This window comes from Spirillospora sp. NPDC049024, assembly GCF_040649235.1.
GTDB lineage: Bacteria > Actinomycetota > Actinomycetes > Streptosporangiales > Streptosporangiaceae > Spirillospora.
The window spans coordinates 126,840-143,229 of sequence record NZ_JBEZFD010000009.1 but is presented as its reverse complement, the minus strand read 5'-3'; the positions used below and the strand labels follow the sequence as shown (position 1 = coordinate 143,229).

Sequence of the window (16,390 nt, the reverse complement as noted above, 5' to 3'; positions counted from 1 at the left end):
CCGGCTGGTCGCCGGGTACGGGAAGGGCATGCTGGACCAGCCCGAGGAGAGGGAGTCACGGCCGAACGCGCTCCGCGACTACGCCCTCATAGCCGACGGGGAGCGCGGTGCCCTCGTGGGCCCGGACGGGGACTACGCGTGGATGTGCTTCCCGGCGTGGGACTCGCCGCCCGCCTTCGGGGGCCTCCTCGGCGGCCCCGGCGCCTACGTGGTCCAGCCCGCGGCCCGGCGGTGGGTCTGGGGCGGCTACTACGCCGACCGCGGGCTCATCTGGCACAGCCGGTGGGTGACCGGCGACGGCGCCATCCTGGAGTGCCGCGAGGCCCTCGCGCGCCCGGCGGTCTCCGACCGGGCGGTCGTCCTGCGGAGCTGCCGGGCCGTGCGGGGCCGGTCCCGCGTCCGCGCCCTGCTGGACGTGCGCACCGGCCCGGGCGCCGCCCGGATGCGGGACCCGCGCCGCGCCGGCGCTGAGTGGACGGCCCGCGGCGGCGGCGCGGCGCTGCGCTGGCTGGGCGCGGAGGAGGCCGTCGTGCGGGCGGGCGGCGACGGCGCGCCCGTGCTCGACCTCGCCTTCGACCTGGAGGAGGGCGAGACCCGCCACCTCGTCCTCGAGATCGCGGCGGGCGGGGGCGGCGGACCGCTGGACGCCGCCGCGCTCTGGGAGGCCACCGAGCGGGACTGGCACGAGGCCGTGCCGCACTGCCGCGACACGATCGCGCCGCGCGACGCCCGTCTCGCCTACTCCGTCCTCACCGGCCTCACCGCCTCCGGCGGCGGGATGGTCGCCGCCGCCACGACGGCGCTGCCGGAGCGCTCGAACGAGGGCCGCAACTTCGACTACCGCTACGCCTGGATCCGCGACCAGTGCTTCGCGGGGCGGGCCGTCGCCGTCCACGGCGGGCCGCCCGGACTCCTGCGCGACGCCGTGGGGTTCGTGTCCGCCCGCGTCCTCGCCGACGGGGACCGGCTGAAACCCGCCTACACCGTCAGCGGCGGGAAGGTGCCGGACGAGAGCGCCAGCGGCCTGCCCGGCTACCCCGGCGCCCAGGCGGTCGTCGGGAACAAGGCCGGCGACCAGTTCCAGCTCGACGCGCTGGGGGAGGCCCTGCTGCTGCTGTCCGCCGCCGCCGAGCACGACCGCCGCGAGCCGGAGGCGGTGGAGGCCGCCCGCGTCGCGGCCGACGCGGTCGCCCGCAGCTGGACCCGGCCCGAGGCGGGGATCTGGGAGATCCACGACGACCTGTGGACGCATTCGCGCCTGACCTGCGTCGCCGGCCTGCGCCAGGCGGCCCGGACGCTGGCGGGCCGCGCCGAGGCCGGCCGGTGGACCGCGCTCGCCGACGCCATCCTCGCCGAGACCTCCCGCACCTCGCTCACCCCCCAGGGCCGCTGGAAGCGCGCGCCCGATGACGACCGCGTGGACGCGGCGCTGCTGATCCCGCCGCTGCGGGGCGCGCTCCCGAGCGACGACCCGCGCACCGCCGCGACGCTGCGGGCGGTGCGCGAGGACCTCGTCGAGGAGGGGTTCGTCTACCGCTACCGGGTCGGGGACCGGCCGCTCGGCGTGGCCGAGGGCGCCTTCATCCTCTGCGGCTTCTTCCTCGCGCTCGCCGAGGACCGCCAGGGCCACACCGCCCGCGCCCTCGCGACCTTCGAGCGGACCCGGTCGGGCTGCGCGACCAGCGGCCTGTTCTCCGAGGAGTACGACGTCAGGCAGCGGCAGCTGCGCGGCAACATGCCCCAGGCGTTCGTGCACGCCCTCCTGCTGGAGGCCGCCCACCGCCTGGCGCACTGATCCCCGGGGAGGCCGGGCCGGAAATCCGGGCGCCGCGATTGAAGCGCGGTTTCCGGGATAGTCGCTTCGACATGGCTGTATCGGCGGAGGGCACCAGGCAGGAGCAGAGGCGGGACGCCGCGGCGTCCCGCGGGCGGGACGCGCTGCGGCGCGCGCTCACCGAGCGGGTGGACGGCGAGGTCCGGTTCGATCCCGGCTCGCGGGCCGCCTACTCCCACGACTCGTCCAACTACCAGCAGCCGCCCATCGGGGTGGTGGTCCCGCGGACGGTCGAGGCCGGCGCGGAGGCCGTCCGGGTCTGCGCCGAGCACGACGTCCCGGTCCTGTCCCGCGGCGGCGGGACGAGCCTGGCGGGGCAGTGCGTCAACGACGCCGTGGTCGTCGACTGGTCCAAGTACTGCCGCGCGCTGGTCTCGGTCGACCCGGAGGCGCGCCGCGCCGTCGTCGAGCCCGGCGCGTGCCTGGACGACCTGAACGAGCGGCTGTCGGAGCACCGGCTGATGGTCGGCCCGAAGCCCTCCACCCACGACACCTGCACGATCGGCGGGATGATCGGCAACAACTCGTGCGGCGCGTCCGCGCAGGCGTACGGGAAGATGGTCGACTCCGTCGTGCGGCTGGAGGTGCTGACCTACGACGGGCTGCGGATGTGGGTCGGCGAGACCTCGGACGGGGAGTACGAGCGGATCCTCGCCGAGGGCGGCCGGCGCGCCGAGATCTACCGGGCGCTGCGCGACCTGCGCGACGACGGCATGGAGCTGATCCGCACCCGCTACCCCGACATCCCGCGCCGGGTGTCCGGCTACAACCTGGACTCGCTGCTGCCGGAGAAGGGCTTCGACGTGGCCCGCGCCCTCGTCGGCTCGGAGGGCACGCTCGTCACCGTCCTGCGCGCGGAGATCTGCCTTGTGCCGGTCCCGGCGTTCGAGTCGCTCGCCGTCCTCGGCTACGACGACATCGCGGCCGCCGGGGACGCCGTGCCGCGCGTCCTGCCCTCGGATCCGCTCGCGCTGGAGGGCATGGACGAGCAGCTCCTCGACCTGGCCAAGCGCGACCACCTCGCCGCGCCCCGGGTGGTGGAGGACATGCCGGAGGGAGCGGGCTGGCTCATGGTCCGCTTCGGCGGCGACACCGAGGACGAGGCCGACGGCAGGGCCCGCGCCCTTCTCGAGGAGATCGAGAACGGGCCGAACCCGCCGCGCTGCACGTTCGTGCACGACCCGCACGAGGAGGAGCTGCTCTGGAAGGTGCGCGAGGCGGGGCTGGGCGCGACCGCCTACCCGCCCGGGCAGCCCGACACGCACGAGGGCTGGGAGGACTCCGCGGTCCCGCCCGACCGGCTCGGCGACTACCTGCGCGACTTCCGCGCCCTCGTCGAGGAGTTCGGCTACGGCCCCGTCTCCCTCTACGGGCACTTCGGGCAGGGGTGCGTGCACACCCGCATCCCGTTCGACCTGGAGGACGAGCGCGGGACCTCCCGGTACCGCCGCTTCGTCGAGCGCGCCGCCCGCCTCGTCGCGGACTACGGCGGGTCGCTGTCGGGCGAGCACGGCGACGGCCAGGCCCGCGGCGAACTCCTGCCGATCATGTTCGGGGACGAGGTGGTCCGGCTGTTCGAGCGGTTCAAGGCGGTCTTCGACCCGGGCAACCGGATGAACCCCGGCAAGATCGTCCACCCGTACCGGCTGGACGACGACCTCGACCACCTCGCCTACGACCCAGCCGAGCCGGACACCTACTTCTCGTTCCCCGACGACCACCACCGCTTCACCCACGCCGCGTCCCGCTGCGTCGGGATCGGCAAGTGCCGGGCGTCGTCGGGCGGCGTCATGTGCCCGAGCTACCGGGTGACGGGGGAGGAGGAGCACTCCACCCGCGGCCGGGCCCGCGTCCTGATGGAGATGATGCGCGGGATGCCCGGCGGCGGCACGCCGAACCCGTCGGTGCCGGGGCCGGGCGGCGCCGCCGTCATCACCGACGGCTGGCGGTCCGAGGACGTCCGCGACGCCCTGGACCTGTGCCTGGCGTGCAAGGGCTGCCGCAGCGACTGCCCGGTCAACGTGGACATGGCCACCTACAAGGCCGAGTTCCTCGCCCACCACTACAAGGGCCGGATCCGTCCGCCCGCCCACTACACGATGGGCTGGCTGCCCCTGTGGGCCCGGATCGCGGCGCTCGCGCCGGGCGCCGCCAACGCAGCGCTGAACGCCCCCGGCCTGGGCGGGATCGCCAAGCGGGCCGGCGGGATCGACCCGCGCCGCGAGATGCCCCGGTTCGCCGGCGAGCGGTTCACCGACTGGTTCAGGCGCCGGCCCCCGCGCGGCGGGGGCAGGCGGGTCGTGCTGTGGCCCGACACCTTCACGAACAACTTCCACCCGCACATCGGCAAGGCCGCCGTCCGGGTCCTGGAGGCGACCGGCCACCGGGTCGAGGTCCCGCCGGTCCCGCTGTGCTGCGGCCTGACCTGGATCTCCACGGGGCAGCTCGGCGTGGCGGCCCGCGTGCTGCGCCGCACCGTCCGGGCGCTCGCGCCCAGGCTGCGCGACGGCGTCCCGGTGGTCGGGCTGGAGCCGAGCTGCACGGCGGTGTTCCGCGCCGACGCCCCCGAGCTGATGGAGGGCGACGCGGTCGAGGACGACGTCAAGCGGCTCCGCGACCAGACCCGCACCCTCGCCGAGCTGCTCGACGAGCACCAGGAGGAGTCCGGCGGCGCCTCGCCCGGCGCGTCCCACGACGTGGTCGCCGGGCTCGACACGCCGAAGGTCGGCGCGATCGCCCAGCCGCACTGCCACCAGCACGCCGTGATGGGCTTCGGCGCCGACCAGCGGGTGCTGTCGCGCGCCGGGGTGGACGTGCGGACGCTCGACGTCGGCTGCTGCGGTCTCGCGGGGAACTTCGGCTTCGAGGCCGGCCACTACGAGGTCTCCACCGCGATAGCCGAGCAGGGCGTCTGGCCCGAGGTCCGGGACGCCGCGCCCGGGACGGAAGTCCTGGCCGACGGGTTCTCCTGCCGGACGCAGATCGAGGCGGGGACCGGCGCCCGGCCGCGCCATCTCGCCGAACTCCTCGCCGATCTGCTACCCCAGGACGACGGTCCGTGACCGGCGGTGGAGCGGTCCCGGGCCGCGTTGGCGCGCGCGTGACCGGCCCCTGTAGAAAGTCGTCATGAACGCGCTGGACGACGACGGCGTCGACGCGGTGACCTCGGCGCTCCTGACGGCGTCCCGGCTGCTGGTGGCGGTCTCGGTGCGCTCCCTGGCGGCCGCGGAGGGCGCCGTCACGCTGCCGCAGTTCCGTCTCCTGGTGGTGCTGTCCTCGCAGGGGCCGGCCAAGCTCGTGACGCTCGCCGGCCTCCTGGAGGTCAACCCCTCGACGGCGCTGCGCATGGTGGACCGGCTGGCCGCCGCCGGGCTGGTGGACCGGCAGGCGAGCCCCGACAGCGGCCGCGAGGTCCGCATCCAGCTCACCCCGGCCGGGCGCGGCATCGTCGACGACGTGACCGCCCGCCGCCGCGCCGACATCGCCGCGGTGGTGTCCCGGATGCCGGCCGGGCAGCGGCGCGCCCTCGTCGACGCCCTGCGCGCCTTCACCGAGGCCGGCGGCGAGCCGCCGCTGACCTCGCTGTCGCAGCTCGGCTGGACCTGAGCGCGGGGCCGAACCGGTCCGCGTCCGGCCGAGATCCCGTCGAACCGCCGCGCCCGGACGCGCGTACTGCGCATCGACGCCCCTTCCCCCCAGACCGAAAGGCGGCGGCGGATGCGAGAACCCCGACCGGTCGTCGCGGCGCTGTGCGGCCTCGCCGCGGCGCTGCTGCTCGGCGCCTGCGCGCCGATCGGCCGCCAGGCCTCCGACGGCGGCGCCGTGGCGCCGCAGGCGGGCGCCGCGGACGCGGCGCAGTCGACCGTCGACACCCCGTGGGGGCCGCTCGGCCCCGCCGACCGCGAGCTGATCGTGAAGGTCCGGCAGGCGGGGCTGTGGGAGATCCCCGTCGGCCGGGAGGCCGAGCGCCGCGCCGCCCGGGCCGCGACCCGGCGCAACCTCGGCGAGATCGCCCGCCAGCACGTGCGCCTGGACGCGCTGGACCGGGCCGTCGCCGCGAAGCTGAACGTACCGCTGCCGAACCAGCCCACCCCCGACCAGCAGAGCTGGATGTCGGAGATCACCGGCAAGTCCGGCAACGACTACGACCGGACCGCCGTCGCCCGGCTGCGGATGGCGCACGGGCAGATCTACCCGGCGATCGGAGCGGTCCGCGGCAGCACCCGCAACACTCTCGTGCGGGACTTCTCCGAGCAGTGCGAGACGTTCGTGCGCACTCACATGCGGCTGCTGGAGGGCACGGGCTTCGTCACCGGCGACATGCTGCCCGATCCGCCGCAGGCCACGGGAGCGCCCCCCGCCGGGAGCCCGGGCCAGCCGCACAGCCCGGCTCCGCCCGCGACCTCGCTGCTCGGCGGCGGGCAGTAGGCCGGGCCGGGGAGCCGTGCGAGGGCGCCCCGGTCAGGCGGGCAGCTCGGCGAGCAGCTCGTCCAGGGTCGCGCCGAGCGGGGCGTCCAGGGTGACCAGGGCGTGCGGGTCGCCGCGGGTCGCGCCCCGGTTGACGATGGCCACCGGCACGCCGTGCCGCGCCGCGTGCCGGACGAACCGGTAGCCCGACAGCACGGTCAGCGACGACCCGAGCACCACCAGCGCGCCCGCCCGCTCGGTCAGCGCGTAGCAGTCCCGGACGCGGGCCGGCGGCACGTTCTCCCCGAAGAAGATCACGTCGGGCTTGAGTGCGCCGCCGCACCGCTCGCAGCCCACGATCCGGAACGCCTCGACGGCCTCGTCGGGCAGGACGGCGTCGCCGTCGGGGTTGACCGCCTCGGCGCCGGCCGCCCAGCCGGGGTTGGCCTCGCGCAGCCGCTCGTCCAGCCGCTCGCGCGCGGACCGCTCCCCGCAGGCCAGGCAGAGGACGCGGTCCAGCGCGCCGTGCAGCTCGATCACCTCGCGCGCCCCGGCGGCCTGCTGGAGCCCGTCGACGTTCTGGGTGATGATCCCGGCCAGCAGGCCGCGCCGCTGCAGTTCGGCGACCGCGCGGTGCCCCGCGTTCGGGCGGGCCCGCGCGATGTGCCGCCAGCCGATGTGGCTGCGCGCCCAGTAGCGGCGGCGCGCCGCCTCGCTCCCGGTGAAGGCCTGGTAGGTCATCGGCGCCGCGCGCCGCCGGCGGCCCGTCTCCCCGCGGTAGTCGGGGATGCCCGACTCGGTCGACAGGCCCGCCCCGCTCAGCACCACCACGTCGCCGTCCGAGACGAGGTCGGCCAGCATCCGCAGTCCGGTCCGCGTCCCGCTCTCCACAGCCTCCGTCACCCTTCCATGGTGCACGACCGGGACGGGTGCGGCACGGTGCGCCCCCCGGGGGCGAAGCGGCGGCGGGGAGGAGCGCGCCCGTTCCCGCGTCCCCACATGCCGGGCATGTCGGTTGTGAGGCCCAGTTAACGCGGGGATGACGGCGGCGATGCCTCCGGGAAATACGGGCCGCCGACGATCGGGGCCATGGGAGCCGACAGCAGACCGGACAAGCGCCTGGTCGTCGCCGGCCACGGGCCGGCCGCGCACCGCCTGGTGGAGGCGGTGCGCGAGCGCGACACCGCCGGCACGTGGACGATCACGGTGATCGGCGAGGAGCCCAGGACCGCCTACGACCGGGTGGCGTTGACGACGCATCTGGAGGGCGCCGACCTCGCCTACCCGGCGCACGACGGCGCGGTCACCGTGCGGACGGGCGAACGGGTCACCGGGATCGACCGCGCCGCCCGGACCGTCACGACCTCGGCGGGGGGCGCCGTCGCCTACGACGCGCTCGTCCTGGCCACCGGGTCGTCGCCGTTCGTGCCCCCGGTCGAGGGCAGGGACCTGCCGGGGGTGTTCGTCTACCGAACGATCGACGACCTGGACGCGATCCGCGCCTACGCGCGCGGCAAGGAGACCGGGGCCGTCGTCGGCGGCGGACTGCTGGGCCTGGAGGCGGCCCGCGCGATCCAGGGCCTCGGCCTGCGCAGCGGCGTCGTTGAGGTGGCGCCCTGGCTGATGCCGCGCCAGCTGGACGAGGGCGGCGGCGCGATGCTGCGCCGCCACATCGAGGCGCTCGGCATGGCCGTGCACGCGGGCACCCCGATGCGCGCCCTGGAGGCGGGGGAGGACGGCTCCGTCCGCCGCGTCGTCCTGGAGGACGGCACGGTGGTCGACGCGGAGGTCGTGGTGTTCTCCGCCGGGATCCGCCCGCGCGACGAGCTGGCACGCGGCTGCGGCCTGCCGGTGGGGGAGCGCGGCGGGATCGTGGTGGACGCCTCCTGCCGCACCGAGGACCCCGCCGTCTTCGCGATCGGCGAGTGCGCCCTGGTCGGCGGCGCGGTGTACGGGCTGGTCGGGCCCTGCTTCTCCATGGCCGAGGTGGTCGCCGACCGGCTGCTGTCCGAGGCGAGCACCGCGGTGTTCGAGGGCGCCGACATGTCGACCAAGCTCAAGCTGATGGGCGTCGACGTCGCCAGCTTCGGCGACCCGTTCGCCGGCCCCGAGCAGGGCGCCCTCGGCGTCACCTACACCGACCCCGTCGCCGGCGTCTACAAGAGGCTCGTCGTCAGCGACGACGCGCGGACCCTGCTCGGCGGCGTCCTCGTCGGCGACGCCGAGTCCTACGGAACGCTGCGCGCCCACGTCGGCGGGAGCCTTCCGGGCGCGCCCGAGCAGATGCTGTTCGGCGGGACCGAGGCCGCGGGCGGCGACCTGCCCGGCGCGACCGTCATCTGCTCCTGCAACAACGTCACCGCCGAGGGCATCCGCTGCGCGATCGCCGAGCACTCCCTCACCGACGTGCCGGGCGTGAAGGACTGCACCCGGGCCGGGACGAGCTGCGGCAGCTGCGTCCCGCTGGTGAAGCGGATCCTGGACGCCGAGCTGACCGCCGCCGGGATCGAGGTCAGCAAGGCGCTCTGCGAGCACTTCGCCTACAGCCGCGCCGAGCTGTTCGACATCGTCCGGGCGGGGCGGGTCACGAGCTTCACGCAGCTCGTCGAGGAGCACGGGACGGGCCGCGGCTGCGACATCTGCAGGCCCGTCGTCGCCTCCATCCTCGCCAGCCTCGGCAACGGCCACATCCTGGAGGGCGAGCAGGCGGCGCTGCAGGACACCAACGACCACTTCCTCGCCAACCTGCAGAAGAACGGCACCTACTCGGTGGTCCCGCGGGTCCCCGGCGGGGAGATCACCCCCGAGCGGCTCATCGTGATCGGGGAGGTGGCGCGCGACTTCGGCCTCTACACCAAGATCACCGGCGGGCAGCGGATCGACCTGTTCGGCGCCCGCGTCGAGCAGCTGCCCGAGATCTGGCGGCGGCTCGTCGAGGCCGGGTTCGAGTCCGGCCACGCCTACGGCAAGGCGCTGCGCACGGTGAAGTCGTGCGTCGGGTCAACCTGGTGCCGCTACGGCGTCCAGGACTCGGCCGCGATGGCGATCCGGCTGGAGCTGCGGTACCGGGGGCTGCGCGCCCCGCACAAGCTGAAGTCGGCCGTGTCCGGCTGCGCCCGCGAGTGCGCCGAGGCGCAGAGCAAGGACTTCGGCGTCATCGCCACCGAGAACGGCTGGAACCTCTACCTCGGCGGGAACGGCGGCATGCGGCCCCGGCACGCCGACCTGTTCGCCACCGACCTCGCCGACGACGAGCTGATCACCCTCATCGACCGGTTCCTGATGTTCTACATCCGCACCGCCGACCGGCTGCAGCGCACCGCGACCTGGCTGGAGTCCCTCGACGGCGGCCTGGACTACCTGCGCGAGGTCATCGTGGACGACCGGCTCGGCATCTGCGCCGACCTCGACGCCGCCATGGCCCGCCACGTCGCGTCCTACTCCGACGAGTGGCGCGACACCCTCGACGACCCCGAGCGGCTCCGCCGGTTCGTCTCGTTCGTGAACGCGCCGCAGACCCCCGACCCGAGCATCGCCTTCGGGACCGAGCGCGACCAGATCCGACCCCTGCCCCTGGAGGTGAAGCGGTGAGTCCCGCAGACGCCGCCGGCATCGTCGTCGTCGGCAACGGCATGGCCGGCTCGCGGTTCGTGGACGAGCTGCGGGCCCGGGACGCCGCCACGCCGGTGACGGTGTTCGGCGCGGAGGCGCAGCGCCCCTACAACCGGATCCTGCTGTCGAACGTCCTGGCCGGGATGACGCGGCCCGACCACATCAGCCTGGTCGACGCCGCCTGGTACGCCTCCCACGGCGTGGACGCCCGGCTCGGCGTCGAGGTCACCCGCATCGACCGCGAGGCGCGGACCGTCCACGCCTCGGACGGGACCGTCACCCCCTACGGGACGCTCGTCCTCGCGACCGGCAGCACCGCGTTCATCCCGCCGATGCCGGGCCTGCGGGACGGCCTGCCGCGCGGCGCGCAGGTCTTCCGCACCCTGGAGGACTGCCGCCGCATCTCCGAGCTGGCCGAGTCGGCGCGCCGGGCGGTCGTCATCGGCGGCGGCCTGCTCGGCATCGAGGCCGCGCGCGGGCTCATGGGGCGCGGGCTGGAGGTGACCGTCCTGCACCTGGCCGGGCACCTCATGGAGCGCCAGCTCGACCCCGCCGCCGGGAAGGTCCTGGCCCGCACGCTGGCGGCCCTCGGCATCGGCACCCGGCTGCAGGCCGAGGTGGCGGGGCTGCGCACCGCCGGCGGCGCGGTGACCGGCGTCGAGCTGGGCCTGCCCGGCGGCGGGACGGAGGTCATCGACACCGACCTGGTCATCCTGGCCTGCGGCGTGCGGCCCGAGGTGTCGCTCGCCCGGGAGGCGGGCCTGGCGGTCGGCCGGGCCGTGGTCGTCGACGACGAGCTGCGGTCGGTCACCGACCCGTCCGTGCGCGCCATCGGCGAGTGCTCCGAGCACCGCGACGAGGTGTACGGGCTGGTGGCGCCCGCGTGGGAGCAGGCGGCGGTGCTCGCGGGCCTGCTCGCCGGCACCGAGCCCGCGGCGCGGTTCACCGGCGCCCGCCAGATCACCCGGCTAAAGGCCGCCGGGATCGAGCTGGCGTCGATGGGCGAGACGCACTTCGGCGACGACGACGAGGACGTGGAGGTCGTGCGATTCACCGACGCCGCGCGCGGCACCTACAAGAAGGCGGTGATCAGGGACGGGCGCCTGATCGGCGCGATCCTGCTCGGGGAGACCTCCACCGCCGGGACGCTCACCCAGCTCTACGACCGGGCCGCGCCGCTGCCCGCCGAGCGCCTCGGCCTGCTGTTCCCCGGCGCCGGCGGCGCCGCCGAGGCCGAGTCGCCGCTGCGGATGCCGGACGCGGCGACCGTCTGCCAGTGCAACAACGTCAGCAAGGGCCGGATCCGCGCCTGCTGGCAGGGCGGCGCCCGCACGGCCGACGCCGTCGCGCGGGAGACCCGGGCGAGCACCGGCTGCGGGAGCTGCCGCTCCGCCGTGGAGGGCATCCTCGCCTGGCTGGACGAGCAGGACACCGTCGGCGCCGCGTGAGGGGCGGCGGGTAGGCTCCGCCGCATGCTCGACGGACGCCCGCTGATCGACGCGCACGTGCACGCCGCCCGGCTGCCCACGCTCCGCCCGGCCTGGCGGCGCTGGGCCGAGGAGTTCGGCTCGTCCCACCCGTGGCAGGACCTCTACGACGACGAGGGCGCCCTCGTCCCCGAGCGGGTCGACGCCTACTTCGAGGCCGAGGGCGTCGACATCGCCCTGCTGCTGTGCGAGTACAGCCCGCGGACCACCGGCACGCAGCCCATCGAGGACCTGCGGCCGCTCCTGGAGCACAACCCGCGGCGCTTCAGGCCGATCGCCAACGTGAACCCGCACCTGCACTACCCGGTCGACGCCGAGGTCGAGCGGCAGCTCGGGTTCGGCGCCGCCGCGCTCAAGCTCCACCCGGTGCACGGCGGGTTCAGCGTCGCCGACCCCGAGCTCTACCCCGCCTACCAGGTGTGCCGTGACGCCGGGGTCCCCGTCGTCGTGCACTGCGGGACGAGCTCGTTCCCCGGCTCGGCCAACCGGTACGCCGACCCGACGCCGGTCGACGACGTGCTGCGGCTGTTCCCCGGCCTCACCTTCGTCCTCGCCCACGGCGGCCGCGGCTGGTGGTACGACGCCGCCGCGTTCCTCGCGCTGTCGCGCGAGGAGGTGTGGATCGAGCTGTCGGGGCTGCCGCCCCGGCGGCTCCCCGAGTACTACGCCCGGCACGACCTGCGGCGCCTGGCCCGCAAGTTCGTCTTCGGCACCGACTGGCCGGGCGTGCCCGGCGTCGCCCGCAACGCCCGCGCCGTCGGCGCCGCCCTCGACCTGGACGAGGAGACCCTCGGGCTCGTCCTCGGCGGCAACGCCCTCCGGATCTACAAGGACCTGGCCCTCCCGCCGGCGCCCACGCGAAAGGACCACCCATGACCGACGCCGACCCCTTCACCGACGAGGTCGCGGGGCAGATCGCGCGCCACATGAACGAGGACCACGCCGCCGACTGCCTGACGATCTGCCGCGCGCTCGGCGGCCGCCCTGGGGCGACCGCGGCCCGGATGACCGGCCTGGACGCGGAGGGCATCGAGTTCGCCGTCGCGGACGGCGGGGTCGAGCACACCGTCCGGATCCCGTTCGGCGAGCGGCTCACCGAGCGCGCCCAGGTGCGCCGCGAGGTCGTCCGCATGACCGAGCGGGCCCGTGCCGCGCTCGCCGAGCGCCGGGACGTTCCGGACGGCCCGTAAGGCGGCCGGCGGGCCGGGTGCCGGGCCGGCGCCGCGCCCACCGGGGAACCCGGTGAGCAGCCGCGCCGCGACGCGGCGTGACCGGCACGGGCTGTTCTGTGGTGCTAATCCGGATATCGGACAGCCGGAAAGGGAGCCCGGTTTCGGGGGCGGGCTGGAGGAGATCCGGTAGGCACCCGAGGGGCCCGCGGTGGGCCCCCGACCCCCACGGAGGCCGACATGCTCGCGATCGTCGCCGCGATCGTCTTCGCCCTTGCCCTGCTGTTCGACCTGGCCGACATCACCTCGGACGCCATCAACAACGGCACCCTGACCGTCCTCGGCCTGCTGCTGCTCGCCCTGCACCTCGGCGGCGTCGGCACCGGCACCTCGGCGGGCTGGCGGCCGCGCCGCCGCGCCCGCCGCTGACGGCGGCGCGGGACTCACTCAGCGCGGGAGAAGCGGACCCGGCGGCGCGCCGGGTCCGCCTCCTCCAGCCGCACCTTGACCTGCTCGCCGAGCGGCAGCCCCTCCCCGTCGCAGCGGCCGAACACCGGCGGCGCCACCAGCTGGACGCGCCCGCCCGTGCGGTCGCCGTTGACGTCCACGACCACCGCGTCGAACACGTCCCCGACGTGGTCGCGCAGGAGGAGCGCCTCGACCAGGTCGACGCAGGCGTGGTCGATGTCCGCGCCCCGGCGCAGCGCCCGCTGCATCGCCTCGGGCAGCTCCGGCAGCGCCTCCCGCGCCCAGCCCGGGACGGGGCGGCCGGCCGCCAGGGCCAGGCACACCTCCGTGGCGTACCGGTCGGCCAGCCGCCGGATCGGCGCGGTGACGTGCGCGTACGGGGCGGCGACGGCGGCGTGCACGGCCTGCTCGGGCGGCGTCCCGTCGAACGCGGTGTAGCCGGCGCCGCGCATCAGCCCGGCCGCGTCGTGCAGGAACGCCGCGTGCCGGGGCAGCGCCGGGTCCAGGGCGCGGACGATGTCGCCGTACGAGGCGTCCCCCGGCCAGGAGACGCCGAGCGCGCGGGCGGCCAGCCGCAGCCGCTCGACGGCCTCGGCGGGCGCGGGCGCCATGGTGCGCAGCAGTCCGACGCCGCCGTCCAGCATCAGCCGGGCCGCGGCCCGCCCGGTCAGCAGCGAGATCTGCGCGTTCCACGCCTCGGTCGCGAGGTCGCCGCGCAGCTTCAGCGCCCAGCCGCCGCCCGCGTGCACGACCTCCTGCTCGGGCAGCGGCAGGCTCACGCCGCCGCGCGCGGCCTCCGCCGCGATGAGCCGCTCGCCGATCTCGCCGAGCAGCGCGATCCGCGGGTCGCCGCCGTCGCGCCGGGCGGTGGCGTAGTCGAGCCGGGCGCGGCTGCGGACGACGGCGCGCCGCACGTCGACGCCGGTGATCCGCCCGGCGTCGTCGATGTCGATCGTCCAGGCCACGGCCGGGCGCTCCCGGCCGGGCAGCAGGCTCGCGCTGCCCTCCGAGAGCGGGCGGGGGTGCAGCGGCGCGTTCGCGTCCGGCAGGTACAGCGTCACGCCCCGGGCGCGGGCCTCGGTGTCGAGCGCGCCGCCCGGGCGGACGAACCCGGCCACGTCCGCGATCGCGTACCGCACCCGGTGCCCCGGTCCGCGCCGCTCCAGGTGCATCGCCTGGTCGAGGTCGAGCGAGCCGGGCGGGTCGAGGGTGAAGAAGGGGACGTCGCGCAGGTCGACGCGGCCGTTGGACGGGGGCGCGGACGCGGCGGCCTCGGCGAGGGCGGCGGGCGGGAACGCGCCGGGCACCGAGAACTCGGCGCGGATCCGGTCGAGCCCCGCGCGGACCTCGGCGTCGGCCTGGGCGGTACGCAGTCGCAGCGGTCGGCGCGGCACACAACCGAGCGTACGGGACGAATCCGTCGATCTCTCTGTGAATCTACAATGTAAAGGCATCGGCCGGCCGCCGGCGGTCCGGCCGCCGGGCGCTCACTCCTCGGGGGAGTCCGCGAACGCGCGCAGCCCCGCCGGGTCCTCCACGGTGATCCTGCGCCAGCCGGTGCTGACCAGCCCCTCGCGCCGCAGCGCGGACAGCGCCCGCGCCACGGTCTCCCGGGAGGCGTCCATCCAGCTGCCGAGCTCCTCCTGGGACAGCGGCGGCGCGATCGCGATCGGCCCGCCGCCGGCCGGCGGGGCGTGCCGGGCCGACAGGTCGGCCAGGTCCGCCAGCAGGATCGCCAGCCGCCGCGCGCCCTGCGCCGACACGTGCGCCCGCAGCCTGCGGTCCGCGTCGTCGAGCCGCCGCACGAACGTGCCGCTGACCAGCCGCCACACGCGCGGATGGGCGTCCAGGAAGGCGGTGAACCGGGTCGCCGGGACGATCAGCGCCCGGACGTGGTCGAGCGCCTGCACGGTCGCCGACCGCTCGCGGCGGCCGAGCACCGCGCTCTCGCAGACCAGGTCGCCGGGCCCGCGCACGGCGAGCACGACCGCGCGGCCGTCCTCGCCGGCGCAGGTGACCTTCGCCCAGCCCGACTCGATGACGATGATGTGGTCGGAGTCGTCGCCCTGGTAGCACAGGGGCGCCCTCGGCTGGTAGCTCCGGGTCCGCCCGGCGTTCCGCAGCGCCGCGCGCTCCGGTGCGTCCAGGGCGTCCCAGAATCCGCCGCCGGGGTCGGCGGCGAGGCCGCCGCGGGTTCCGGTCCGCTCGCTCACGGCACGTCCGTCTCAGGTCCGGGGCCCGGATGAACCGGTACCCACGGCGACTGGGGGGAGTGGGGCGTTGAGGCCCAAGTGCCGCGGGTACCGGTCGCCTGCATGTGCCAATGAGAACCCCTCACTGTTCCGCATGCTGCACGCCGGAGACCGCGCCGTCTGTGTCATCTGACACTCTCGGCGCAAATTGCAGCGAGAAAGGGGCGGTTCAGCGGGAGAGCGCGTTCAGCAGGCGGTTGACGGGGCTGGACAGGTTCCAGGTGTCGGCCAGTTCCACGAGGGCCTCGGCGTCGCGCGGCTCGGCGGGCAGCCGGTCGTCCAGGCCCGCCAGCTCGGGGGCGTCGATGTCGGTGACGACCCGCACCACCGTCTCGGCGGCGGCCAGGTAGTCGCGGGCCGCCTCCATCCGGCGGCGCGCGCCCGCCGGGAAGCCCTCGTCGGTGCCCGCGTCCAGCGCCGCGAGGATGCCGTCGACCGACCCGAACCGGGTGACGAGCGCGGCGGCGGTCTTGTCGCCGACGCCGGGCACGCCGGGCAGCCCGTCGCTCGGGTCGCCGCGGAGCGTGGCGTAGTCGCCGTAGCCGCGGCCCGGGATGCCGTACTTGGCCGCGACCTCCTTCTCGCCCATCACCTGCAGGTTCCGGATCCCCCGGGCGGTGTACAGGACGGTGACGGGGCCGCGGTCGTCCACGAGCTGGAACAGGTCGCGGTCGCCCGTCACGATGTCGACCGGCCCGTCCTTCGCGCCCCGCACCGCGAGCGTGCCGATCACGTCGTCGGCCTCGTAGCCGGGAACTCCCGCGCGGGCCAGCCCGACGGCGTCCAGGACCCGGTCGATGAGCGGGAGCTGGGCCTCCAGCGCGTCGGGCGTCTGGTCGCCGCCGTCCTCGGCGACCCGGTGCGCCTTGTAGGAGGGCAGCGCCTCCACCCGGAACGCCGGCCGCCAGTCGGCGTCCATGCAGCAGACGAGCCGGTCCGGGCGCCGGTCCTGGACGAGCCGGGCGATCATGTCGATCAGCCCGCGCACGGCGTTCACCGGCGTCCCGTCCGGCGCCGTCACCGACTCGGGGACCCCGAAGAAGGCGCGGAAGTACAACGACGGCGTGTCCAGCAGCATCAGCCCGCTCATGGGCCACATGCTGCCACGCGGGCCGGGTCGGCGGCGCCCGGACGCCCCTGGGATCCTGGTACCGGCCACTG

At 75.8% G+C, this 16,390-nt stretch carries 13 protein-coding genes; 9 read left to right on the top strand and 4 right to left on the bottom strand.

Features of this window, described 5'->3' with window-relative positions; all coding sequences use genetic code 11:
• The first annotated feature begins 28 nt into the window (after nucleotides 1-28).
• The 4 genes from AB0C21_RS18715 to AB0C21_RS18700 all read left to right on the top strand — a co-directional run bounded on the left by AB0C21_RS18715 (nucleotide 29) and on the right by AB0C21_RS18700 (nucleotide 6,262).
• On the top strand, nucleotides 29-1,795 hold the full coding sequence (locus tag AB0C21_RS18715; RefSeq protein WP_500205550.1) for a glycoside hydrolase family 15 protein: 1,767 nt from the start codon (nucleotides 29-31) through the stop codon (nucleotides 1,793-1,795).
• 71 nt (nucleotides 1,796-1,866) lie between these two features.
• Nucleotides 1,867-4,896: an FAD-binding and (Fe-S)-binding domain-containing protein gene (locus AB0C21_RS18710; protein ID WP_500205548.1), complete on the top strand. Its 3,030-nt coding sequence runs from the start codon at nucleotides 1,867-1,869 to the stop codon at nucleotides 4,894-4,896.
• Nucleotides 4,897-4,960: 64 nt separating this feature from the next.
• Entirely contained in the window at nucleotides 4,961-5,440 is a 480-nt protein-coding gene (locus tag AB0C21_RS18705; protein ID WP_353819687.1) for a MarR family winged helix-turn-helix transcriptional regulator, read from the top strand.
• Between the two features lie 111 nt (nucleotides 5,441-5,551).
• The gene (locus AB0C21_RS18700) at nucleotides 5,552-6,262 is read left to right on the top strand and encodes a DUF4142 domain-containing protein (RefSeq protein ID WP_500205546.1); all 711 of its coding nucleotides are present in this window, start codon (nucleotides 5,552-5,554) and stop codon (nucleotides 6,260-6,262) included.
• 33 nt (nucleotides 6,263-6,295) lie between these two features.
• Here AB0C21_RS18700 and AB0C21_RS18695 read toward each other — a convergent pair whose 3' ends face one another.
• Nucleotides 6,296-7,102 carry an NAD-dependent protein deacetylase gene (locus tag AB0C21_RS18695; RefSeq protein WP_500205773.1) on the bottom strand — a complete coding sequence of 269 codons (807 nt, stop codon included), beginning with the start codon at nucleotides 7,100-7,102 and terminating at the stop codon, nucleotides 6,296-6,298.
• A gap of 228 nt (nucleotides 7,103-7,330) precedes the next feature.
• Here AB0C21_RS18695 and nirB point away from each other — a divergent pair, with 228 nt between their 5' ends.
• From nirB to AB0C21_RS18670, 5 genes are all read left to right on the top strand, one after another.
• Nucleotides 7,331-9,832: a nitrite reductase large subunit NirB gene (nirB, locus tag AB0C21_RS18690; protein WP_500205544.1), complete on the top strand. Its 2,502-nt coding sequence runs from the start codon at nucleotides 7,331-7,333 to the stop codon at nucleotides 9,830-9,832.
• Nucleotides 9,829-11,301: an FAD-dependent oxidoreductase gene (locus AB0C21_RS18685; RefSeq protein WP_500205542.1), complete on the top strand. Its 1,473-nt coding sequence runs from the start codon at nucleotides 9,829-9,831 to the stop codon at nucleotides 11,299-11,301. Before nirB ends, AB0C21_RS18685 begins: the two co-directional genes overlap by 4 nt.
• A gap of 24 nt (nucleotides 11,302-11,325) precedes the next feature.
• On the top strand, nucleotides 11,326-12,216 hold the full coding sequence (locus tag AB0C21_RS18680) for an amidohydrolase family protein (protein ID WP_500205540.1): 891 nt from the start codon (nucleotides 11,326-11,328) through the stop codon (nucleotides 12,214-12,216).
• Entirely contained in the window at nucleotides 12,213-12,530 is a 318-nt protein-coding gene (locus AB0C21_RS18675; protein ID WP_500205538.1) for a DUF2470 domain-containing protein, read from the top strand. The genes AB0C21_RS18680 and AB0C21_RS18675 overlap by 4 nt, the downstream gene beginning before the upstream one ends.
• 219 nt (nucleotides 12,531-12,749) lie before the next feature.
• Nucleotides 12,750-12,938, top strand: coding sequence for a hypothetical protein (locus tag AB0C21_RS18670; protein ID WP_149258285.1), 189 nt, complete (start codon nucleotides 12,750-12,752; stop codon nucleotides 12,936-12,938).
• Nucleotides 12,939-12,952: 14 nt separating this feature from the next.
• On the opposite strand, the gene AB0C21_RS18665 is transcribed toward AB0C21_RS18670, so the two are convergent.
• The 3 genes from AB0C21_RS18665 to AB0C21_RS18655 all read right to left on the bottom strand — a co-directional run bounded on the left by AB0C21_RS18665 (nucleotide 12,953) and on the right by AB0C21_RS18655 (nucleotide 16,319).
• A complete protein-coding gene (locus AB0C21_RS18665) occupies nucleotides 12,953-14,371 on the bottom strand; it encodes an RNB domain-containing ribonuclease (protein ID WP_500205537.1) in 1,419 nt (472 codons plus the stop codon).
• A gap of 93 nt (nucleotides 14,372-14,464) precedes the next feature.
• Nucleotides 14,465-15,190 (bottom strand): Crp/Fnr family transcriptional regulator, encoded by a 726-nt coding sequence (locus AB0C21_RS18660; protein ID WP_500205535.1) that lies wholly within the window; start codon nucleotides 15,188-15,190, stop codon nucleotides 14,465-14,467.
• Between the two features lie 208 nt (nucleotides 15,191-15,398).
• Nucleotides 15,399-16,319 (bottom strand): 5'-3' exonuclease, encoded by a 921-nt coding sequence (locus AB0C21_RS18655; RefSeq protein WP_149258288.1) that lies wholly within the window; start codon nucleotides 16,317-16,319, stop codon nucleotides 15,399-15,401.
• Nucleotides 16,320-16,390 lie beyond the last annotated feature (71 nt).

Bases quoted from the DNA above. Each gene is read 5' to 3' on its own strand.
- AB0C21_RS18715 (WP_500205550.1), top strand. From the start codon at position 29: ATGCTGGACCAGCCCGAGGAGAGGGAGTCACGGCCGAACGCGCTCCGC.
- AB0C21_RS18710 (WP_500205548.1), top strand. From the start codon at position 1,867: ATGGCTGTATCGGCGGAGGGCACCAGGCAGGAGCAGAGGCGGGACGCC.
- AB0C21_RS18705 (WP_353819687.1), top strand. From the start codon at position 4,961: ATGAACGCGCTGGACGACGACGGCGTCGACGCGGTGACCTCGGCGCTC.
- AB0C21_RS18700 (WP_500205546.1), top strand. From the start codon at position 5,552: ATGCGAGAACCCCGACCGGTCGTCGCGGCGCTGTGCGGCCTCGCCGCG.
- AB0C21_RS18695 (WP_500205773.1), bottom strand. From the start codon at position 7,102: ATGCTGGCCGACCTCGTCTCGGACGGCGACGTGGTGGTGCTGAGCGGG.
- nirB (WP_500205544.1), top strand. From the start codon at position 7,331: ATGGGAGCCGACAGCAGACCGGACAAGCGCCTGGTCGTCGCCGGCCAC.
- AB0C21_RS18680 (WP_500205540.1), top strand. From the start codon at position 11,326: ATGCTCGACGGACGCCCGCTGATCGACGCGCACGTGCACGCCGCCCGG.
- AB0C21_RS18675 (WP_500205538.1), top strand. From the start codon at position 12,213: ATGACCGACGCCGACCCCTTCACCGACGAGGTCGCGGGGCAGATCGCG.
- AB0C21_RS18670 (WP_149258285.1), top strand. From the start codon at position 12,750: ATGCTCGCGATCGTCGCCGCGATCGTCTTCGCCCTTGCCCTGCTGTTC.
- AB0C21_RS18655 (WP_149258288.1), bottom strand. From the start codon at position 16,319: ATGAGCGGGCTGATGCTGCTGGACACGCCGTCGTTGTACTTCCGCGCC.